This window comes from Kaistella treverensis (genome assembly GCF_900114045.1).
Lineage (GTDB): Bacteria > Bacteroidota > Bacteroidia > Flavobacteriales > Weeksellaceae > Kaistella > Kaistella treverensis.
On the sequence record NZ_FORQ01000001.1, the window covers coordinates 125,553 to 146,065 of the forward strand.

Here is a 20,513-nt window from a genome sequence, read left to right on the forward strand (position 1 = left end):
GTAAACGGGACTTTTTTTCACGTTTAAAAACGAAAAAAATGCTTATTAAGAAGGTAAAAAATTTTTTAGTTCAGCTTGAAATGTCTTTTATTGACCTTAGAAAAAATTCTTGCAATCGCGACACCGAAAACTCCGGCTGTTGCACTCACGATGACGTAATTCAGAAAAGTTACGCGCACGGGAAAAGCCAAATCAGTATTCGAGCCAGCTTTGAAAATTCCGGTATTGATCTGCAGATAACAAACAGCTGTCCCAACTAATAAGCCGCAAACAATTCCGAAAAATACAATCAGGATTCCCGTATAAAAGTAAATGTTTCGCAGCGATTTTAAATTCATTCCCAACGAAAGCAGCGATTTTGCCTGTTCTTTTTTATCAAGCTGCAAAATGATGATTGCGCCCGCGAGGTTGAAAGTCGTGATGAAAATCACGAGCATGAAAATGAGGTAAATAAAGAGTTTTTCGGTATTAATCATTTTCCAGAACGCCGCGTTTTCCTCTTTTTTTGTTTTAATGTCGTATTTACCGCCAAGCAATTGCGCAAGTTCTGCTTTTACGTCATCTGCTTTTTCCGGATTGTGAAGCTTTATTACGATTTCGTAAGCTGCATTTTTCGGCAGGTTCAGCAGTTGCTGAACCAACTCCAGCGGTGAAATAATGGTATTGTCCAGCTGATCATTTCCGGGAAAAACACCGGATACAAAAATTTCGCGTTTCGTAAAAATATCTTCTTCTTTGCTGATAATTCCGGTTCCGGGTTTCGGCATCAGCACCGTGGCGTATTCCGAACCTTCACCAATAGGAATTGTCAGACGGTTATCCAGCTTATTTTCCATCAGCACTTCGTTGGAATATTTAAAACTCGGGTAGGTGCCGTAAAAAATGTTTTCGTTGATCGGGTTTACGAAAATGTACGCCGAATCTACGCCGCGCAAGTTTGCAATATCACCGTTTTCGCGGTAGCGCACGTAGGCTTTCTCTTCAATGACTTTAGAAAAATGCGCAATTTCCTTGTTTTTAGCCAGAATTTTTGTGGCTTTATCGATATCCGAAAGTGTTTTGCCCTTCGTGTTTTTTATTGTCAGGTCGGAGTGCAGATTTGCGATCAGATCCTGGTTTAAATCTTCAAGCCCCGAAAAAACCGAAATAATAATAAACATCGCGGCTACGGCAACCAGCATGGCCACCGCGGCGAGCCACGTAATAAAAGTGACTGCGGTACTGCCTTTTTTCGCCAAAAGATAGCGGCTTGCGATATAAAATGAGGTGTTTCTCAAAGAAAAAAATTTAAAAACAGATTACAGCACCGGGTTGTCGCCCAGGCCTTTCAATTCTTTTTCAATTTTTTCCACGTCGTCCAAAGTCGTGTCCAGATAAAAATTCAGCTCCGGAATGATACGCACCTGTTTACCCATTTTTTGACCTAAAAAATTACGGTAATGCGCCTTATTTTCGTTGATTTCTTTCATAATCGCCGCACGGAATTCCGCCGGGAAAATGCTCAAATAAATTTTGGCAATGCTCAGGTCCGCGGTAACTTTCACGTCCGAGACGCTGATCAAAAAATTCTGTTTGCTTTCCGAAGCCTGTTTGCGGAAAAATTCAGCAAAATCTTCCTGTATAATCTGTGCGACTTTTCTTTGTCGGTTGCTTTCGTTCATGGGGCAAATTTACTATTTTTGTTTGAATTATTTGGGCGTGCCCTTTTTTGCCGGCGCTTTTTGCCAAAGCAAAAAAAAGGTCGGTCTGCGTGCAGTCGCTTTTTTCGGCGGCGGCGGAGCCGCCGCCGAAAAAGAGCTCCAACAATGCACTTTGCCCTCACGCGGCAGCGCGGTAAACAAGATTCAAGATGCAGGATACAAGAGTAAAGAGTCAAGACACAAGATACAAGAATCAAGACACAAGATGCAAGATTCACTTTTTAATATTTATATCAAAACTCTAATATCCTGAACCTTGCACCCAGCACCCAGCACCTAACACCTAACAACTATCACCTAACTATAAATGAAAATAGAACACCTCGGTATCGCCGTAAAATCTTTAGAAAAATCTGACGAGTTATTTACGAAATTGCTCGGAAAAGAAAATTATAAGCAGGAGGCCGTGGAGCGCGAAGGCGTCACGACTTCGTTTTATAATTTAGGCGACAGCAAAATCGAACTTTTGGAAGCTGCAAATCCCGAAAGTCCCATCGCAAAATTTATTGAAAAACGCGGCGAAGGAATTCACCACATCGCTTTTGGAGTTGATGATATTGAAGCAGAAATCGCGCGTTTGAAAAACTTGGGTTTTATTTTCATTTCCGAAACACCGAAAGATGGCGCTGATAATAAACTTGTAGTTTTTCTGCATCCGAAATCTACAAATGGTATTTTGGTAGAACTTTGTCAGGGAAAAGACTAAATAAATTTTGATTTTTTCAAAAAAGCGTTATTTTTGCAAACCCAATTGAGACTTCTATTTCTTCGGAAAAAAGTTAGGCCCTATAACTCAGCTGGTTAGAGTAGCTGACTCATAATCAGCAAGTCCTTGGTTCGAGCCCAAGTGGGGCCACAATAATTGGAAATTAAACACTTACAGCTATGTAGGTGTTTTTTTATTGCAAATCTAAACCGAAAAAATGCTTAAATAACAGCTAAAAAACTGCTTAAATTTTAAGCAAGCACGGCGCTGTTATAACAGTTATAGAAAAATTCTATTAGCTTTTAAACTGCTTAAGATGTGCTATTTAATATGTGGAACGCTTTTTGAGTGGACTTCGAAAAGCACATTATGAAAAGCAAAATACTTGTTATAGAAAACCAAACACAGCCGCTTCAGCGCCTTCGTAAATATTTTACCAAACGCCGTTTTCAAATTATCCGTCCGAAAGAAACTGAAAGTATTTTCAACATCTGCAAAACCGAAAATCTTTCCGCTATCGTTATTGATCCGGGAGTATACGGCAAACGCAGCGCTAAATTTTTACAGAATCTGCGCGAACATATTTTGCCAGATGACGTAAAAATCTTCGGTATCAACGGCGAAAATCTGGCAGAACTAAACTAAAAGAAAGATTAGCAGTTCACAATTTAATTTGGCAGAATTAAAAAAAACCTCAATATAACCTGGAATTTTTTTCTTTAAAATTTCACAAAAAAGTTCTAAAGCTTACATTGGCTTTAGAACTTTTTTGTTTCCACGATTCTATCTTCAATTCTATTTTTACTTCATACTTCATACTCCATACTCCTTACTCCTTACTTCTTTCTTCTTTCTTCTGACCACTGACTACTGACTACTGTTTACTGCTTAAATATTCCTCAATTTTTTCCCGCGGAATCAGGTCTAAAATATCTTTTACGTCGATAATTTTGTGTTCATCTAAAATACTTTTCACTGCTTTTGCGGCATCCGGATAATTCACCAGCCGCTCTAAAAGTCCGTAAACATTCACCATTTTTTTATGGGTGTTTTCAGAATCACCGCCAAACCACGAGCCGCTGAAATGGTGACTCACATAATTTTTCGGTAAATCCTGCGAAAAATAAACCGACGGATAAAGGGTTACACCGTATTTCAGATGCTGAATTGTATCGCTATAACGGTCGGCACCGTACATATCTTCCAGCATTTCAGAAAAAATATCGGTATTGATGCGCTCCACAAAACCGTCCTGAATATTATAATAATCCATAAAATCCCGCGCCAATTGGTGCTGAGGTTCCGCCATCCAAAATGCGGAATAGGGAACGCCCTTCACTTCAAATCCGCAAACTGCCTGTTCACGCAGGAATTCATTAAGCGGAAGTTTAAGCTCCATGTCCGTATCCATATAGATTCCGCCGTATTCAAACATGACTTTCGACCGCACGTAATCTGATACAAAAGCCCATTTTTTTTGTGCAAACGCTTCTTTAACATAAGCATTATCGAAGATCGGCGAATTGCTTTCGTTCCATTCTATTATTTCAAAATCGGGATGAATCCGTTTCCAGGAAGCAATGCAGTGCTGCGCCAGCTCGGTTTTTTCGTGACCGCCAAACCAGCAGTAGTGAATTTTTTTCGGAATCATAAAATAATTTTTGAGAAGTTTATTGAAGTTTTTTTAACCGCTAAACAGATGTATTTCATCAGCAAAGATCAAACCTAATTCGTTTTGTTATAAATTTGGATTCAATGAAGATGGAAAATAAGCCGTAAGCCTTAAGCAATCAGCTGTCTACTTACTATTACCAGTTCTAAGCAACTTGCGCATAGCTTAAAGCCTACAGCCTACAGCATTAACAATTAACAATTAGCTCATGTCCCACTATCAACCCCAAAAATACGTTCAGCTAAAAAATCCGGACTGGCTGAAAAACGCCACGCTGTATGAACTGAATATTCGCCAGTTTTCAGAAGAAGGGACATTTGAAGCAATTGAAAAAGAACTTCCGCGGCTGAAGAAAATGGGAATCGATATTATTTGGCTAATGCCGATTCAACCGATTGGCCTTAAAAATCGGAAAGGAAGTTTGGGCAGCCCGTATGCGGTAAAAGATTATTTCGGCGTCAATCCGGAATTTGGAACCGACGAAGATTTTCATCTACTGGTGAAAACTATTCATTCAGAAGGAATGTATGTGATTCTGGATTGGGTGGCGAACCACAGCAGTTGGGATAATGCTTTGGTCACCAGTCATCCGGAGTGGTATAAAAAATCGGAGTCGGGTGAGTTTCAGTCGTTGCCGTGGCGCGATTATGACGATATTATCGATTTCGATTACAACAAACCCGAGTTGCGGAAATTTATGACGGACGCGCTGAAATTCTGGGTGAAAGAATATGATATTGATGGTTACCGCTGCGATGTCGCGAGTTTTGTACCGATTGATTTTTGGGAAAATGTGCGTCTGGAGCTCGAAGAAATTAAACCTGTGTTTATGCTCGCGGAAGCTGAAGACAGAGAACTTCACCGAAAAGCATTCGACGCCACCTATAACTGGACTTTGTGGAATATTCTACACCAAATTGCTATTTACAACAAAAGCGCAAAAACGTTGAGCGAAGCGTATTTGGCGGAACACGTTTCCATTTTCCCGAAAGAAGGAATCCGTTTGAATTTCATTGATAACCATGATAAAAATTCCTGGGAAGGCACGCCGCCGGACAACTTCGGTGATGCGTTGAAAGCTGCCAGAGTTTTCAGCATGTTAATGGACGGCATGCCGCTGGTTTACAACGGCGAGGAAGCAGGACTTGACCGTTCGCTGAAGTTTTTTGAAAAAGATCCGATTGAATGGAAATCTCACGAAAATGAAAAATTATACACGCTGCTGTTTGAGCTAAAACACAAAAATCAGGCGCTTTGGAACGGAATTTTTGGCGGTGAAATGATCAGAATTGTAAACGACAGAATGGACGAAGTCGTTTCTTTTTCGCGCGAAAAAAATGGCGACAAATTGTTGGCTTTCTTTAATTTAAGTAGAGAAAATGTCTTTGTCAATTTCGATACTTCGGAAGAGTCTGGTGAATATAAAAACCTTTTTACCGGTGAAACTAAAAATATTTCGGAAAAGCTGAAACTGGAACTTTCGCCGTGGTCTTTCGTTGTTTTACATTGTGAAATTTAAATTTTCAGCCTTATGTGGGCATTTTTTTTCGGTTTTAGCTTTCTAAGTTTCTTATGATTTTTTTCAGCATTTTAAAATAAGGCCAGAACTCAGCAAAGAGTTGGGGAATTTTCTAAGTATTTTCGCACCAATATTTAATAAGACAAAATTATCTTATTTGAAATTGTGAAAATCATGAAAAAACATATTTTAGCGCTTTGCGCCCTTACTTTTATAAGCTTTTCCGCACAGGCCCAGGTTGACAGTTTAAAATTAAACCTTGATTTCCGCACGCGTGCAGAGCTGGATAACGGTTATAAAACATTAATTCCCAAAAATAAAAGCCCTGAAACCACCGTTTTTTCCAGAGCCAGGTTAGGTGTAGATTATTATTTCCAAAATCTGGAGCTTTACATGTCCTTGCAGGATGCCCGCGTTTGGGGCGAAGTTTCCTCAACAAACCAACGCAGCGGCAGTTTGAACGTGAATGAAGCCTGGGCGAAATATCAGTTTAACAAAAATACCGTTTTGAAAGTCGGTCGCCAGATTCTTTCCTACGACGACGAAAGATTGCTCGGCGCTTTGGACTGGCAAATACAAGGACGAAGTTTTGACGGCGCTAAAGGCATTTTCCGCTTCAGTCCGCAATCCAAACTCGAGGCCGTTGTTACCTATAACAACGATGAAATTGATACAAATGATTTGGCGGACAGAGAATTTTACGGCATTCTGGATTCCGGTGAACGCACAAAATCAATGCAGATTGTTCATTATGAGTATCTTTTACCAAAAGCAAGCCTTTCTTTTATCGGACTTAATAATGTTGTTCAGAATGTGACCGGAACACATTATGATATGCTGACCGTTGGTGTAAATGCTAAAAAATATTACGAAAACTTCGGTTTTTTTGGTTCAGCTTATTGGCAAACCGGTAAAAATACTTTAGCACAAAGCAAAAATGCTTATCAGTTTTCAGCAAATGTGGATTTTATTTTGAATCCAAAAGCTAATGTGATTTTAGGAGCTGAATGGCTTTCCGGGACAGATTATGACACCAATAATTCCAAAAATAATTCGTTCAGCCCGCTGTACGGAACCAACCATAAATTCAATGGTTTTATGGATTATTTTTTCGTCGGAAATCATTTCAATAATGTGGGCTTGAATGATTATTACCTTAAATCCAATTTTAAATTTACGCCGAAAGCTTCGCTGGCGCTCCAGATTCACGCCTTTGAAGCCAATGCTAAACTTGGATTTGATGCTGTAAATCAGAAAAATCTTTCTAAATATTTAGGAACTGAAGCGGACGCGGTTTTCAATTACAAATTCGCCAACGCTTTTACGATGCAGCTTGGTCATTCGCAAATGTTTGCGTCGGAAGGAATGAAACGTCTTAAAAATGTGGCAAATCCGTCTTCGATGCAGAGCTGGACTTGGTTAGGATTAAATTTTTCCTCCTTATTTAAGGTGAAATAGAAGATATTTTTTCAGAATTTGTTTTGTTTAAAGCTGGAATTTCTACGGAAATATCCAGCTTTTTTATAATTACCATTAACCATTAAAAAATCATTGTCAGCTGAATCCTTTTCCGCGCTTCATCAACTTCCGTAACTTTAACCTGAACCTGTTGGTGAAGTTTTACCACTTCATTCACGTCGGAGACAAAACCTGATTTTAGCTGGGAAATGTGCACCAAACCGCTTTCTTTAATACCGACATCCACAAAACAGCCAAAAGCTGTAACATTATTGACGATTCCGGGCAGTACCATTCCTGGTTTTAAATCTTTGATAGATTTCACCGAAGAATCAAACTCAAAAATTTTTGCGGCTTTTCGCGGATCCAAACCGGGTTTTTCAAGCTCTTTCAAAATATCTTGAACACCAATAATTCCCACCGTTTCAGTAACATAATTTTCGGCCTTAACTGAGCTTATTTTTTCTTTATTGCCGATAAGGTTTTCGGTTTTCAAACCTAAATCTTTAGCTATTTTTTCTAAAATAGCGTACGCTTCCGGGTGAACCGCCGAATTGTCCAAAGCATTTTTACCATTCGTAATCCGGATAAATGCCGCAGCTTGCTGATAAGCTTTTTCGCCGAGTCTCGGCACTTTTTTCAGTTCTTTCCGCTCCTGAAAAGCGCCATTTTCTGCGCGATATTTTACGATATTTTCCGCCATCTTTTCACCAATTCCGGAAACGTAGCTTAGAAGCGATTTGCTCGCTGTATTCAGGTTGATGCCAACGGAATTTACACATTTCATCACCGTAGAGTCGAGTTCGTTTTTAAGCTGAATTTGGTCCACATCGTGCTGGTATTGTCCGACGCCTATGGATTTCGCATCGATTTTCACCAGTTCCGCCAGCGGATCCGAAAGTCTTCTGCCAATAGAAATCGCGCCGCGCACCGTAACATCATAATTCGGAAATTCCTCACGTGCAATTTTGCTTGCGGAATAAACCGAAGCGCCCGCTTCCGAGACCACAAAAACCTGCGGCGGTTTTTCGAAGGCAATTTTTTTAATGAAAAATTCAGTTTCGCGACTCGCGGTGCCGTTTCCAATCGAAATCGCGTCGATATTAAAGGAGTTCACCAACGACCGGATTTTTTTCATCGCCATGCCGCTTTCATTTTGTGGCGCGTGCGGATAAATGGTTTCATTGTGCAGCAAATCGCCTTTTTCATCAAGGCACACAACTTTGCAGCCGCTTTTAAAACCCGGGTCAATCGCCAGAATTCGTTTTTCACCCAACGGTGAATCGAGCAGCAGCTGGCGCAGATTTTTAGAGAAAATCGCTATAGCTTTTTGGTCTGCTTTTTCTTTGGCTTCCTGCAAAACTTCATTGGCAATGGCGGGTTCCAGCAATCTTTTGTAACTGTCTTTTATGGCTAATGAAATCTGCTCCGAACATTCATTATTAGAATTGATGAGCGCATTTTCTATTAAATTCAAAGCTTCATCTTTATCGATGACGATTTTTGTTTTTACAAAACCTTCGGTTTGCGCGCGCAACATCGCGAGCAATCGGTGCGACGGAATTTTATGTAAAGCTTCTTCCCAGTCGAAATACTGCGCAAATTTTTGGGCGTTTTCGTCTGTTTTTTTGTCTTTTACCACTTGAGAACTGATGCAGGCTTTGCGCTGAAAAAGTCGGCGTAGATTTTTCCGCACGAGAGTATTTTCATTAATCCATTCCGCTATAATGTCGCGCGCGCCTTGTAAAGCTTCGTCTTCAGTTTCAACCTGTTCATTTAAAAACTTTGAAGCGTACGCTTCCAAATCTTTGATATTTTGCTGGGTAATCGCTTTTGCTAAAGGTTCCAAACCTTTTTCTTTTGCCGCATCAGCTTTTGTTTTCCGTTTTTTTTTGAATGGCAAATAAAGGTCTTCCAATTCTAAAATATCAAAACTTTGCTCAATTTTATATTTTAAATCATTAGTTAAAGCATCTTGCTCGCTGATTGATTTTAAAATGCTTTCCTTGCGTTTTGTAATTTCCTCAAACTGCTTTTTCAGTTTAAAGATTTCCTCAATCTGAACTTCATCGAGATTTCCTGTCGCGTCTTTCCGATAGCGGGAAATAAAGGGAATTGTGCAGTCATCCGCCAACAGTTTTAATGTTGCATCGATATTTTTTGCCGGTAAATTGAGGGTTTTTCTTATAAAATCTGTAGGCGTCATGCGGTAATTTTCAGAGCGCTAAAATAGAAAGAATAAAGGAATATAAAATAGAAAAACGCAGGCTTTTCGAACTGTGAAATTTAAAATCAGAATTAAAAAAACCTACGTGTAATTTTAAAAAAAATATCGTTTTAGCGGCTAATTTTTCGAGCCGATAAAACCGAAAACGCTATGTAAAAATTCCGGATTATTTTCGAAATAAAGTAAATGCCCGCCTTTTATTTTTGCAATTTTGTGGTTCGGAAAACGGAATAATTTATAATGATCCGGACCAACGGCGTGATCTTCGGTGCCAGTGATTACCAAAACCGGAATATCAATATCAGCAGTTAATTTTGTAAAATCTCCAAAATATTCGTTCATCGACCAGACGTTGTTGCGGAAACCGTTTTCTTCGGGTCTTTTTTCATCGATTTTATTCAGGATTTCCATGTTTTTCGGGCTGTCGGTCAGCAGTTTGTACATCAAACCTTTATCGTTTAAAGCGCCCATCGCTTCCGAAAGTGCAGGCATAAACTGGTCGTCTTTAATTTCAATTTTCGTTCCTGCAAGCTTATTCGCATACGCAACCTGGCTGATTACGGAATTATTCAGAAAAAGCGTGGAATTTACAAGAATTAAACCTTTTAAATTTTCGCCGTATTTCGCGGCATAACTTGTGGCGATAATTCCGCCAAACGAGTGTGACATCAGATAAACCTTCGGCGAACCCAGATTTTTCCGTACATCTTCAATGTCTTCTACCATTCTGTCTACCGAATAATTATTCTGCGTTGCCGCGAAAGATCTTCCGCTGCCGCGCTGATCGTAATACACCATTTTCAGGCGGCTTTCCAGGTTTTTTCCTTTTAAATTTTCAAAGGAATCACTCCACATTCCGGGCCCGCCGTGAACGTAAATGCAAAGGTCGCCGGTGCCGGAAATCCTGGTGAAAAGCTTAGTGCTGTCTGAAGTTACGGTAAAAAATTCCTGAGCTGTTTTTATATTTTCTGCCTTTTTCTGACCAAAAAATATTTGGCTCAATAGAATTAATAAAATGCTTAAATGTTTTGTTTTCATGGTTGATGAAAGGTTGGCGCGCCAAACAGATTAGTTAAATATTAGTTTTTAATTTTTTAGTTTTTATTTTATCTTGAATTGTGCGGTGTTCGATTTTGTCTTTCAGAAAAATATAATGGTCGTCGCCTGTTAAAAAAAGAATTTTTTTATTTTTATTTTCCGAAATAATCTCCCGGATATTTTTCAGAATTTCGTCATTTCTTTTTGCATAAAAATCAGGAACGCGCTGATGAATACTGCCTTCCAGACTTTTATTCAAACAATTGTAAAAATCGCTGGTGAGCTGCGCATCTTTGCTTTTCAGCAATTCTGCCAGGCTGTTAGTCTTTAAAATCGGAAGTCTTTCGGTGCTGAAATGTTCACATTTTGCTTTTTTTGCAGAATAAACGGAATCTTCCGCAAGCGCTTTTTCGTATTTTTTAATTGGTGAAATTTCTTTCCAATAGTTCGCGGGGATAAACTGACCTTCGATATCGCTTCCGAGCCAGTCAAAACCAACAATCTTCTTTGCCGGAAACCATTTTTTCATCATCCACATTTCGTACGGATAATTCTTTTTTAGGTACAAAGAATCCTGCGAAATATCTTCAGCACGGATTTCAACAGCGATAATATCAGGATTGATTTCTGCCACAGCTTCCTTTAGCTGACGGTAATCGTAATTCGCATTAATTTTATGAATGGAATGCAAAGTTGGCAGCATGTAAATATTTTTGTTTGCGGTTTTACAACTTAGCAACAACAGGCTTACAAGAAGAAAAATAAGAAGATTTTTAACCATTAAACAGCGCTTTTTTTTTAAAATGCAAATTTAATAAAAATAGCCAAATAGCGCCAAATTTTTCGAAAAGCGCAAAATATCGCAAATGTTATTTCAGTTAATAAATTTTATTTTAGAAATCCAGAATAGAAAAAACAAATGAAATTTTTAAATTTTAGGTGGTACCTTTGGTATTCAGAAATTCACGAAAAAATGCCCAAAAAGCACCGAAAAAAATAAATTCATATGAATAATTTCAAATACAGAAACCCCACCAAAATCTTGTTTGGTAAAGGACAAATTGAAAATCTCGCAACAGAAATACCCAAAAATTCTAAAATTTTAATGCTTTACGGCGGTGGAAGCATTATGAAAAACGGAATTTACGAGCAGGTAAAATCTGCACTTTCAAATTTTGAAGTCTTGGAATTCGGCGGAATTCCTGCAAATCCGGAATACAGCATTTTGCTGGACGCGCTGAAAATCATTAAAGACGAAAACATTACCTTTCTTTTAGCAGTAGGCGGCGGCTCCGTCATCGACGGTACGAAATTTCTTTCCGCAGCCACTTTATATGAAGGCGAAACACCGTGGGAACTTTTAACCAACAAAAAACCGGTAACCAAAGGTTTACCGTTTGGAACGGTTTTAACGCTTCCGGCGACCGGTTCGGAAATGAATTCCGGTTCGGTGATTACACGCGCTGAAACTCAGGAAAAACTATCTTTCGGCGGTCCGGGCATGTTTCCGGTTTTTTCAATTCTCGATCCGGAAGTCATTAAATCTATTCCGCAGCGCCAGTTGGCGAACGGTATTGCTGATGCCTTTACGCACGTGATGGAGCAGTATATGACTTATCCGATTGGTGCGAAACTGCAGGACAGGTTTGCGGAAAGCATTATGCAAACTTTAGTGGAAGTAGCGCCGGAAGTGATGGCGGATCCGTCTAATTACGAAGCCGCCTCGAACTTTATGTGGTGCTGCACCATGGCGCTGAACGGTTTAATTCAACAAGGCGTTCCAGGAGACTGGGCGATTCACTCCATGGGTCACGAACTGACGGCGATGTACGGAATTGACCACGCCAGAACTTTGGCCATTTTAGCCGGAAATCATTACCGATATAATTTCGAAACCAAAAAGGAAAAATTAGCACAATACGCGGAACGCGTTTGGAATGTAACCGACGGAACTTTGGAAGAAAAAGCTCACGCCGGAATCGAAAAAACCGACGAGTTTTTCAAATCTTTAGGAATTGATATTAAACTTTCTGACTACACCAACGATTATTCTGAAACCGGAAGCACCGTTGCGAAACGCTTCACCGAAAGAGGTTGGGAAGGTTTGGGTGAACACAAATCTTTAAAACCTTCGGACGCTCAGAAAATTATTCAAATGAGTTATTGATAATTAACAACTAACAATTAATAAAAATTACAAAGTGATTTTCGCTTTGGAATTTTTTTTTATTAGGAGGTTTCCTCTGGTTTTTTTCTCATATTTAAAATATCAACCGGAAACGCTTTATTTCCGTCGTACCATTTAATTTCCTGAACATCAGACGGCAGCGAAAAGCCTTCTTTAATTAAATTTTCTTTTACCCGGCGGATGACTTCGCTTTTTATTTCAAGCACGCCTTTTTTGTAATCGATGGTTCTTACCCAAAAATAGACGCGAAGATTTACCGTTCCGGACGACAATTCTTCAACCACCGAAAAAGGTTCCTGGTCTTTAACGTGGTCAGCGATGGATTTTACAGTTTTAACAATCAGCGAAATTGCACGGGTAATGCTGTCTTCATAAGCGATGCCTACAGAAAAATCTACCCGAATTTGCCCGTCTCGCGTAAAATTCGTCACCGGTTCCTTTACCACAATCGAGTTCGGTAAAAAAACATCTTTTTCATCGAAAGTTTTAATATGCGTCGTCCGGAAATTCAAAGCTTTAACGTGGCCTACAAAATCACGGATTTGTATCGTGTCATCCAGGCTGAAGGGCCGGTTAAAAGCTAAGATTAAACCGCCAAGAAAATTCTCCGCAATATCTTTAAAAGCAAAACCGAAAATAAAAGCTGAAATTCCGGCTCCTGCAAGTAACCCTTGCGCTATACCGCTGAGACCAACTGCCTGCATCGCTAAAATAACTCCAACAATAACCAGTAAAACTTTCGATGTTTTGCTCAGAAAATTTACGAAAAGCGGATCGTGATCTTCATTCAGAAATTTTCTTTTTATCAACGCAGACAGGTATTTTGAGCCGAAATAAAAAAACAGTAAAATCAGCAGCGCAAGCATTATTCGTGGCAGCGAAAGCACGAACATATTCCAAAAATTAATGACAGAGTTCTGCAAACCGATCGAAAAATTTATTGCCTGATCTTTCATAACCGCATTATTTATTTAAAGATAAAAAAGATATTTTAATTCGATTTGGTTCGAATTTAAACCAAAAAAAGCCGCGAAAATCGCAGCTTTAAATTGTAAAAAGTTATTTTAATGTCCGCTGTGACCGTCAGCGCCGTGCGCGTGCCCGTGCTGCAATTCTTCTTCAGTCGCCGGTCTTGTGGATTCGATTTCAACATCGAAATGAAGGGTTTTTCCCGCCATCGGATGGTTTAAATCTACAGTCACCGCTTCCGGTGTTACTTCTAAAACCACGGCGTTAATATGATTTCCGTCCGGATCCTGCAGCGGCAAAATAGCGCCAACCGGCGGCATACCCGAATCCCCGAACATTTCTGCCGGCAACTGCGTGGTAGAATCGGCAACTTTTTCACCATAACCTTCTTCCGGCGTAATGGTAAAAGAGCGTTTATCACCTGCTGACAGGCCTTGCAGCTGCTCTTCGAATTTTGGCAACATCATACCGACGCCGTATAAAAAAACGAAAGGTTGCTCCGCATCTGTTTTTTCGATAAATGATTTTTCGCCGTTTTCTTCAATGGCGTTTAGCGTGTAGTGCAGCGCAACTACGTGATTTTTGTCTACTGTCATGACTTGATTTTTTCCTGTTTTTTATAAAATGGACTGAGTTTTACCTAAAACCATTTTGTACAAATATAAAGATTTCGAGGTTTATAAATTTTCGGTGCTAAAACGGCGAATTTTTTAAAAATATCAAAAACAAATTTCGGTTTTAAAATTTTCGGCGCTTAAACTGCATTTTTTTTAAAATTAAAAATACATGAATTAAGCGGGTAAAATTTCTATTTCAGTTCCAGTGAAAATTCCTGATTTATATGCAAAACTCCTTCCAAAATATTTTGCGGATGCGCCGTAAAACCTTTTAGTTTTGCTGATTTGCTTTTGGTCACAATATCGTGGATTTGTTTTTCGCTGAGTTTTTTACCAAAAACCACATACGGAATTTTAAAAGTACAACCTTTGAAATCCGAGCAACCAACCGCAGTTTTTCCTTTAATTAAATTTTTTTCGCGGCATTTTGGGCAAATTTCTTCATTCCAGCTAATGATGTTTACTTTGCGCGGAACGGCTTCTTTTTTCTCTTTTGGCTGCGGTTCTTCGTGGTGCGAAATCACTTTTGCTTTTTCATTGATGACGTTTTTGGTTAAAGTCGTCACCATTGAAATCAATTCTTTTTTAAATTGTTGAGCTTCGTATTCACCGCGCTCAATTTTTCTGAGTTTCGATTCCCATTCACCAGTCAGTTCCGGGCTTTTTAAAAGTTCATCCTGAATCGTATCGATAAGTTCAACACCAGTTGTTGTCGCAAAAATATTTTTCTTTTTTCGCTCGATATATTTCCTTCGGAAAAGTGTTTCAATGATATTTGCCCGCGTTGACGGCCTGCCGATGCCGTTATTTTTCATCATTTCGCGCAGTTCTTCATCTTCCACCTGTTTGCCGGCGGTTTCCATGGCGCGCAGCAAAGTGGCTTCCGTAAAAGCTTTCGGCGGCGTGGTTTTTCCCTGATGAATTAAAGGTTTGTGCGGCCCGGTTTCACCTATTGTAAATTCCGGAATGGTTTGTTCCTCGTCTTTTTCCTTTTTTTCAGCGTCTCCTTTTTTGTCTTTTGCGTACACTTCGCGCCAACCCATTTCCAGAATTTGCCGGCCCGCCGTTTTAAAATTAATGGTGCCAACCTGACCTTCCACCAAAGTATTTGAAATTTTACATTCCGGATAAAAAACCGCAATAAAACGTTTCGCCACCAAGTCGTAAATTAATTTTTCTTCGCGGCTTAAATTGGATGTTGGCGGAATTTCCGTCGGAATGATGGCGTGGTGATCGGTAACTTTAGCATCATCAAAAACCGCTTTTGATTTTGGTAAAGGCTGCAATAAAAGTGGTGCCGTCAATTCGGTGTAAAAGTTCATGCTTTCCAGGATTGCCGGAATTTTCGGATATAAATTTTCCGAAAGGTAAGTAGTGTCCACACGTGGATAAGTCGTATGTTTTTTTTCGTATAAACTCTGGATGAATTTCAGCGTATTTTCGGCCGAAAAACCGTATTTTTTGTTGGCTTCAACCTGTAGTGAGGTCAAATCAAAAAGCCGCGGATTTTTTTCTTTTCCTTCTTTAATTTCAAAAGCGATGATTTCAAAAGGATTTTTTTTGAGGTATTCGAGGCCTTTTTCGGCTTTCTCCTTCGATTTTAAGCGCTCGATCGCGGCGCTGAAAATCACCTCACGGTATTTCGTTTTCAGTTCCCAATAATCTTCGGTGTCAAAAGCATTGATTTCTTTCTGACGTTGAACAATCATCGCTAAAGTTGGGGTTTGCACGCGCCCGATAGATAGCACAGATTTATTTCCGCCGAATTTTCTGGTGAATAATCGCGTTGCATTAATTCCTAAAAGCCAGTCGCCAATCGCGCGCGCATTTCCGGCTAAATAAAGATTTTCGTAATCTTCAGCCGGCTTTAAAGCGGCAAAACCTTCGCGGATTGCTTCTTCCGTTAAAGAAGAAATCCAGAGTCTTTTCACCGGTTTTTTGCATTTTGCTTTGTGCAGAACCCAGCGCTGAATTACTTCACCTTCCTGGCCGGCATCTCCACAATTAATGACTTCGGAACATTCCTCAACCAGTTTTTCAATGGTTTTAAATTGTTTCAGCACTCCGGGATTATCCAGCAGTTTTATACCAAAAGGCTCCGGAATAATGGGCAGAAAAATGAGATTCCAGGATTTCAGGTGCGCGCCGTAATCGTGCGGTTCTTTCAGCGTACAAAGATGGCCGAACGTCCATGTCACCCAATAGCCATTTCCTTCGAAATAACCTTGTTTGGGCATTTCTGCACCCAAAACTCTGGCAATATCACGGGCAACACTGGGCTTTTCAGCAATACATAACTTCATACCTCTACGTCGAATTTTTACACGAGGTGCAAATCTCCACAATTTTTACCACAAAAAAGTTTAATTTTTTGAAATTGTTTCAGGAAAAATTCGGTGCTAAATGAGATGATTTTTCTGTTTTAGCTAAATTGAATTTAACCAAAAACGCTCCCGAAAACTCAGAAGCGCTATTGTATAAAATTGAATTTATTAAATATTAATGAACAATTTCGGATTTACCGGCGTATTGTTTTTATGCACTTCATAGTGAAGGTGCGGCCCGGTGGAACGGCCTGTATTTCCGGATTTCGCAATCACGTCATTTACTTTTACAACATCGTTGGTTTTCACCAAAATCGCGGATAAATGCCCGTATAAAGTGTCCAGACCATTTCCGTGAGAAATGATGACGCAGTTTCCGTAACCGCCTTTGACTCCGGCGAAAATCACTTTTCCTGCAGCGGCGCTTCGAACATCTGAACCGTGCGCAACTGCGATATCCAGACCTTTATGAAACTGAATTTGGTCTTTTTCAGCCGGCACATTATTTTGTACGGGTGGAGTGGTGCTTACCACCGTTTTTTTAATGACATTTCCTAAACTGTCTTTTTCCTCAACATACTGCGGCTCAGCTTTTACGGGTTTTAATGAAGCCAACATCACCGTTTTTGGCGGGATCGGATTCGTTCTTTTTCCAAACTGCGAAGAAATATAGCCATCAGTTGGAATTCCCAGCGGAACCTGCTGCAGTTTCAGCTGCAAATCCATTAAATACTGGCTGTACCGGTTGGTTTGTTTCGCAAGATATACTGCGTTTGAAAGGCTGTCTTTCGCCAACATTTCTATTTTCCCCTCGCTTAGGTTTTTTGAAGCCAGAAAGGAATTCAGCTCGCGCACCGTGTGGTCTACGAGTGCCAGGTCATTTTTCATGCTGTGATAATCAATGCTGTCTTTTTCGGTTTTAATGGGAACCAAATTTACTTCGTAGGATTTATAATCCTTTTCAGCATAGAGTTTTCCGATTAACAGCGCCTGTCCAAAAATCATTAATACTAAAAATCCCAGGATTACATTAATATTTTTTTTGCTGCTTAAAAAGTTTTTCATCTTTATAAAATCGTCTTAAGGTTTTCGAAAAAAATGAGCTGCAAATTTAAGAAAAAAATAAATAAAAAATTCGGGGCAAAAAGCACCTAATTTTTTGGTTTCCATAATTCTAACAACTTTCAGTTTAATGACAAAAAACATTTATTAATGGTAATTCAGAAAGCTTTAATATCTTTGTGAAAGCCAGAATGGCGATAAGTGAAGCTGAAAACTTTTCCGTATCCGATATGATAAAAAAGAAAAATTCCGACAAAAAACGCCCAAAAAACCAGATTGCTGTAGGTGTTGTGGGCAGCGGCAGTTTTGCCACGGCCATCGTAAAAATGCTGGTAGAAAACTGCGAAGTGGTGCACTGGTGCGTTCGGAATGAGTTTGTAAAAGGCGCGATAGAGCTGCGCGGTCACAATCCAACTTACCTCACCTCAGTTTCATTTGATGTAAAGCATTTGAAAATTACCACAGATATTAACGAGCTAGTTTCAGCCTGCGAAGTCGTGGTGCTTGCTACGCCATCGATCTACCTTTCCGCGGCTTTGGAAAAAATGACCTGCGATTATTCAAATAAAATTTTTGTCTCAGCGATTAAAGGGATCGTTCCTGCGGTGAACGATGTTGTTGCGCATTATCTGCGCGATGAGTTTAAAATCGGCTTCACCAATCAGGCGGTAATCGCCGGGCCGTGTCACGCGGAAGAAGTCGGGATGGAAAGATTATCGTACCTCACGATTGCCGTGGCAAAAGAAGAAGTTGCGCAAAAATTATCCGGCCTTTTTGCCTCAGATTTTATCAATGTGCATTGCAGCAAAGATATTTTGGGCAACGAGTACAGCGCGATTTTAAAGAATATTTATGCCGTCGGCGCCGGAATTTCGAGCGGTTTGGGTTACGGCGACAACTTTACAGCGGTTTTTGTTTCTAATGCAGTGCGCGAAATGGAAGTTTTCCTCGATGCGGTGTACGAAGTTCCCCGTGATGTAAATGAAAGCGCGTATCTCGGCGATTTGCTGGTTACGGCGTACTCCCTGTTTTCACGAAACCGAAATTTAGGAAATCTCATCGGAAAAGGTTACACCGTGAAATCGGCAATACAATCGATGAATATGATCGCCGAAGGTTATTACGCCGCAGATTCCGTTTACCACACCGCGAAAGAAAAAAAGCTGAAAACACCGATTATCGATACGATTTACGAGGTTTTATACAAAGAAAAAAATGCTGAAACTGAATTTAAGAAACTGACTTTGATGTTGAATTAAATTTAAACCAAAATATTTCACCATTTCAAAAAATTAGCCCTTATTCGGGGCTTTTTTTGTGGAATTTTTTCAGTTTAAAAATTTCAAAATATTTCCTGCTAAAACACCAAATTTTTGCTTTTATAAATTTCATTGGTCAGAAATTCTCGCCGTTGTTTGACCGAAATTTTGTGATTTTCAGGGCTTAATTTAAGTTAAGTTTAACAAGTTCCATTAGCTTTAAAACAAAAGTTTTACCGAAATTCGTAACACAAAACTGTTTTTTTATGCCTTCATATATCGCTGCACGAGTTCCGAAGTCGCACTACGACGTTGTTTTAATAGGTGGTGGAATTATGAGCGCCACGCTCGGAACTTTACTTCACGAACTGGAACCTACTTTAAATATCGCAATCTTTGAAAGACTCGGCCGCTTTGCCCGCGAAAGCTCCGCCGCCTGGAATAACGCCGGAACCGGTCATTCCGCTTTTTGTGAATTAAATTATACACCACTTCAGGAAGATGGTTCCATCGATATTTCAAAAGCAGAAAAAATAGCCGAACAGTTCGAAATTTCTAAACAGTTTTGGTCTTTCTTACTTTCAAAAAATTATATTCAGGATCCGAAAACTTTCATCAACAGCTGTCCGCACATGAGTTTGGTTTTTGGTAAAGGTGATGGTGAGTTTCTGCGCCGCCGGCACGAAAAAATGACGCAATCTCATCTTTTTCAGGGAATGCAGTTTACCACCGATCATAATCAGCTTCGCGAATGGATTCCTTTAATAATGAACCACCGCAAGCAAACCGAGCATTTGGCCGCCACAAAAATGGACATGGGAACCGACGTGAATTTCGGAACATTAACCCGGAAGATGGGTAGATTTCTTGCCGATGATTCTAATGTTGATGTTTTCCTATACCACGACGTAAAAGACATAGATCCGCGCGACGACGGAAAATGGAAAATAAAAGTTAAAAACCGCATGCATCCGAAGAAGTATGAAATTACTTCGGACTTTGTATTTATCGGTGCTGGCGGTTATGCGCTTCCATTGCTCGACAGTTCCGACATTCCCGAAAGCGAAGGTTACGGAGGTTTCCCGGTTTCCGGTGAATGGCTGGTTTCCTTCAAACCTGAACTCATCGCACAACATCAAGCCAAGGTTTACACGCAAGCCACTGTAGATGCCCCGCCAATGAGCGTTCCGCATTTGGATTTGCGCATCATCGATGGTCAGCAGGCGCTTTTATTCGGTCCTTTTGCGGGCTTTTCTACCAAATTTCTAAAAGAAGGAAGCTATCTGGATTTGCCGGAAAGTGTGAACTTTTCAAACATCCGTTCACTGTTTGGTGCTTGGTGGCATAATTTGCCTTTAACTCAATATTTAGTCCGACAGGTCGCGATGACGAAAGATCAGCGCATGCAACATTTACGGGAATTTGTGAAAGACGCGCATGAAGACGACTGGCAATTGAAAATTGCCGGACAACGTGTGCAGATCATTAAAAAAGATGATGAAGACGGCGGAAAACTGGAATTCGGGACCGAAGTCGTAGTGAATAAAAGCGGCACAATTGCATCGTTACTTGGCGCTTCGCCTGGTGCTTCTACCGCGGCTTATGCGATGTTGCAGGTGCTGGAAAAATGTTTTCCGGACAAGGTGGAAAACGAATGGAAGGAAAAACTGTGCGAAATTATTCCATCTTACGGCCAGAAATTATCCGAAAATCCTGAACTGACTGAAAAAATTCGCGCTTATACCAAGGAAAAACTGGAACTCAATTATTAGCC

The 20,513-nt window shown here is 40.0% G+C and carries 17 protein-coding genes, 1 tRNA gene and 1 pseudogene; 9 read left to right on the plus strand and 10 right to left on the minus strand.

Annotated features, from left to right (window positions below):
* Positions 1-65: 65 nt before the first annotated feature.
* Both BMZ55_RS00655 and rbfA read right to left on the minus strand, forming a co-directional pair.
* Positions 66-1,277, minus strand: a complete 1,212-nt coding sequence (locus BMZ55_RS00655; protein WP_089817760.1) for an ABC transporter permease — start codon at positions 1,275-1,277, stop codon at positions 66-68.
* A gap of 21 nt (positions 1,278-1,298) precedes the next feature.
* Positions 1,299-1,661 carry a 30S ribosome-binding factor RbfA gene (gene rbfA / locus BMZ55_RS00660; RefSeq protein WP_089817762.1) on the minus strand — a complete coding sequence of 121 codons (363 nt, stop codon included), beginning with the start codon at positions 1,659-1,661 and terminating at the stop codon, positions 1,299-1,301.
* Between the two features lie 22 nt (positions 1,662-1,683).
* Here rbfA and BMZ55_RS11245 point away from each other — a divergent pair, with 22 nt between their 5' ends.
* The 4 genes from BMZ55_RS11245 to BMZ55_RS00675 all read left to right on the plus strand — a co-directional run bounded on the left by BMZ55_RS11245 (position 1,684) and on the right by BMZ55_RS00675 (position 3,051).
* Positions 1,684-1,953: a hypothetical protein gene (locus BMZ55_RS11245; RefSeq protein WP_143068731.1), complete on the plus strand. Its 270-nt coding sequence runs from the start codon at positions 1,684-1,686 to the stop codon at positions 1,951-1,953.
* 54 nt (positions 1,954-2,007) lie between these two features.
* On the plus strand, positions 2,008-2,406 hold the full coding sequence (gene mce, locus BMZ55_RS00665) for a methylmalonyl-CoA epimerase (protein ID WP_089817764.1): 399 nt from the start codon (positions 2,008-2,010) through the stop codon (positions 2,404-2,406).
* Positions 2,407-2,482: 76 nt separating this feature from the next.
* A tRNA-Ile gene (locus BMZ55_RS00670) sits at positions 2,483-2,556 on the plus strand.
* Positions 2,557-2,775: 219 nt separating this feature from the next.
* Positions 2,776-3,051 (plus strand): hypothetical protein, encoded by a 276-nt coding sequence (locus tag BMZ55_RS00675; RefSeq protein WP_039345362.1) that lies wholly within the window; start codon positions 2,776-2,778, stop codon positions 3,049-3,051.
* A 229-nt stretch (positions 3,052-3,280) separates the two neighbouring features.
* Here the strand turns inward: BMZ55_RS00675 and BMZ55_RS00680 are convergent.
* A pseudogene (locus BMZ55_RS00680) lies at positions 3,281-4,072 on the minus strand (glycosyltransferase family 32 protein); the annotation flags it as partial.
* A 214-nt stretch (positions 4,073-4,286) separates the two neighbouring features.
* Between BMZ55_RS00680 and BMZ55_RS00685 the strand changes: the two are divergent.
* Both BMZ55_RS00685 and BMZ55_RS00690 read left to right on the plus strand, forming a co-directional pair.
* Positions 4,287-5,597: an alpha-amylase family glycosyl hydrolase gene (locus BMZ55_RS00685; protein ID WP_089817768.1), complete on the plus strand. Its 1,311-nt coding sequence runs from the start codon at positions 4,287-4,289 to the stop codon at positions 5,595-5,597.
* A 174-nt stretch (positions 5,598-5,771) separates the two neighbouring features.
* On the plus strand, positions 5,772-7,055 hold the full coding sequence (locus tag BMZ55_RS00690; RefSeq protein WP_089817770.1) for an alginate export family protein: 1,284 nt from the start codon (positions 5,772-5,774) through the stop codon (positions 7,053-7,055).
* Between the two features lie 82 nt (positions 7,056-7,137).
* On the opposite strand, the gene BMZ55_RS00695 is transcribed toward BMZ55_RS00690, so the two are convergent.
* From BMZ55_RS00695 to BMZ55_RS00705, 3 genes are all read right to left on the minus strand, one after another.
* Positions 7,138-9,261: a Tex family protein gene (locus BMZ55_RS00695; RefSeq protein ID WP_089817772.1), complete on the minus strand. Its 2,124-nt coding sequence runs from the start codon at positions 9,259-9,261 to the stop codon at positions 7,138-7,140.
* A 138-nt stretch (positions 9,262-9,399) separates the two neighbouring features.
* The gene (locus BMZ55_RS00700) at positions 9,400-10,320 is read right to left on the minus strand and encodes an alpha/beta fold hydrolase (protein WP_089817774.1); all 921 of its coding nucleotides are present in this window, start codon (positions 10,318-10,320) and stop codon (positions 9,400-9,402) included.
* Between the two features lie 34 nt (positions 10,321-10,354).
* On the minus strand, positions 10,355-11,023 hold the full coding sequence (locus BMZ55_RS00705; RefSeq protein ID WP_143068732.1) for a DUF5694 domain-containing protein: 669 nt from the start codon (positions 11,021-11,023) through the stop codon (positions 10,355-10,357).
* Positions 11,024-11,326: 303 nt separating this feature from the next.
* Between BMZ55_RS00705 and BMZ55_RS00710 the strand changes: the two genes are divergently transcribed.
* Positions 11,327-12,487, plus strand: coding sequence for an iron-containing alcohol dehydrogenase (locus BMZ55_RS00710; protein WP_089817776.1), 1,161 nt, complete (start codon positions 11,327-11,329; stop codon positions 12,485-12,487).
* Between the two features lie 62 nt (positions 12,488-12,549).
* On the opposite strand, the gene BMZ55_RS00715 is transcribed toward BMZ55_RS00710, so the two are convergent.
* From BMZ55_RS00715 to BMZ55_RS00730, 4 genes are all read right to left on the minus strand, one after another.
* Complete coding sequence (locus tag BMZ55_RS00715; protein ID WP_089817777.1) at positions 12,550-13,464, minus strand: mechanosensitive ion channel family protein; 915 nt, start codon at positions 13,462-13,464, stop codon at positions 12,550-12,552.
* A 108-nt stretch (positions 13,465-13,572) separates the two neighbouring features.
* Positions 13,573-14,073 (minus strand): FKBP-type peptidyl-prolyl cis-trans isomerase, encoded by a 501-nt coding sequence (locus BMZ55_RS00720; protein ID WP_089817779.1) that lies wholly within the window; start codon positions 14,071-14,073, stop codon positions 13,573-13,575.
* 212 nt (positions 14,074-14,285) lie between these two features.
* Complete coding sequence (locus tag BMZ55_RS00725; RefSeq protein ID WP_089817781.1) at positions 14,286-16,397, minus strand: type IA DNA topoisomerase; 2,112 nt, start codon at positions 16,395-16,397, stop codon at positions 14,286-14,288.
* A gap of 189 nt (positions 16,398-16,586) precedes the next feature.
* A complete protein-coding gene (locus tag BMZ55_RS00730) occupies positions 16,587-17,483 on the minus strand; it encodes a M23 family metallopeptidase (RefSeq protein WP_089817783.1) in 897 nt (298 codons plus the stop codon).
* A gap of 227 nt (positions 17,484-17,710) precedes the next feature.
* Here BMZ55_RS00730 and BMZ55_RS00735 point away from each other — a divergent pair, with 227 nt between their 5' ends.
* Positions 17,711-18,739: an NAD(P)H-dependent glycerol-3-phosphate dehydrogenase gene (locus BMZ55_RS00735; protein ID WP_089819331.1), complete on the plus strand. Its 1,029-nt coding sequence runs from the start codon at positions 17,711-17,713 to the stop codon at positions 18,737-18,739.
* Between the two features lie 266 nt (positions 18,740-19,005).
* A complete protein-coding gene (gene mqo, locus BMZ55_RS00740) occupies positions 19,006-20,511 on the plus strand; it encodes a malate dehydrogenase (quinone) (RefSeq protein ID WP_089817785.1) in 1,506 nt (501 codons plus the stop codon).
* Positions 20,512-20,513: the final 2 nt, after the last annotated feature.